Origin of the sequence: Mesorhizobium sp. GbtcB19 (assembly GCF_019091085.1) — a bacterium.
Classification (GTDB): domain Bacteria; phylum Pseudomonadota; class Alphaproteobacteria; order Rhizobiales; family Rhizobiaceae; genus Mesorhizobium.
The window spans coordinates 307-1,762 of sequence record NZ_JAGXJY010000051.1 but is presented as its reverse complement, the minus strand read 5'-3'; the positions used below and the strand labels follow the sequence as shown (position 1 = coordinate 1,762).

The following is a 1,456-nucleotide window of genomic DNA, read 5'->3' as shown; positions in this document are numbered from 1 at the left end:
TGAAGGCTGGCGGCGCCTATGTGCCGCCCGATCCCTCCTATCCGCGCGAGCGGCTTGGCGTGGTGGTCAGCGATGCCGATCCGCGTCTGGTGCTTGTCGACAAGGCAGGCCGCGCCGCACTGGGCGATGCGCTTTCGGGACGCCAGGTGATTGGGCTGGATGAGCCGCAGTCGACAGAATATCCCGCGAGCGATCGCGATCCGCGCGCGCTTGGCCTGACACCGCGCAATCTCGCCTATGTGATCTACACCTCGGGCTCCACCGGCACGCCCAAGGGCGTCATGGTCGAGCATCGCGGCCTTTGCAATCTGATGCGCTGGTACCTCGACGATCTCGGGCTTTCGCCGAGCGACAGGGTGCTTCTGCTCTCCTCGTATAATTTCGATCTGACGCAGAAGAATATTTTTGGACCGCTGATGGTCGGCGGCGCCTTGCATCTGGCGCAGGCCGAGTTCGTTCCCGAGGTTCTGGTCGAGCTTATCGCGCAACAGAACATCACGCACATCAATCTGTCGCCCAGCGCATTCCACGCGCTGATCGATGCCGGTGACACGGGCAGGCTTCGCAGCCTGCGTCGTGTCGTCCTGGGCGGCGAGCCGATCCAGCCGGCGAAGCTCCAGAAGCTGCGCGACCTCTCCGTGGAATTCGTCAACAGCTACGGCCCGACCGAATGCTCGGATGTCGCGGCGTGGCATCGGCTCTCTCCGGATCTTGAGCCGTATCTGGCCCGGTCCGTTCCGATCGGCCGTCCGATCCCGAACACGCGGCTGTATGTGCTTGACGCTTATAGCGAGCCTGTTCCGCTTGGCGTTGCGGGCGAGCTCTATATCGGCGGTGTGGGCGTTGGGCGCGGCTACCTGAACCGCCCCGAGCTGACGGGGGAGCGCTTCATGGCGGATCGCTTCAGCGACGACCCGCAAGCACGCATGTACCGCACCGGCGACCTGGTGCGTTATTTGCCGGACGGCAACATCGAGTTCCTCGGCCGCAACGACCATCAGGTCAAGATCCGTGGCTTCCGCATCGAGCTTGGCGAGATCGAGGCGCGGCTGGTTGAGCATGCGGCAGTGCGCGAGGCGGTGGTGATCGCGCGCGAGGACACACCCGGCGACAAGCGCCTGGTCGCCTATGTGGTGGCAAGAGATGAGGCCAGGAGCGAGGCGGGTGACGCCGGCGAACTGGCGGCGGTGCTGCGGGCGCATCTGAGCGCGACCTTGCCGGAATATATGGTACCCGCGGCCTATGTGGCGATGGAAGCCTTGCCGCTGACACCGAATGGCAAGCTCGACCGCAGGGCGCTGCCCGCGCCGGACGAGGCGGCCTTCGCGCGTGGCCTCTACGAGCCGCCGCAGGGTGAGGTCGAGACGATCCTGGCCGGCATCTGGCAGGAGCAGCTCGGCGTCGAGCAGGTCGGGCGGCAGGACAGTTTCGTCGAGCTCGGCGGTCACTCGCTGCT

Annotated in this window: 1 protein-coding gene; it reads left to right on the top strand. The window is 65.7% G+C overall.

The features are described from left to right. The coding region (locus tag KVT37_RS31470) for an amino acid adenylation domain-containing protein (RefSeq protein WP_217578909.1) at positions 1–1,456 on the top strand (1,456 nt) is incomplete at both ends.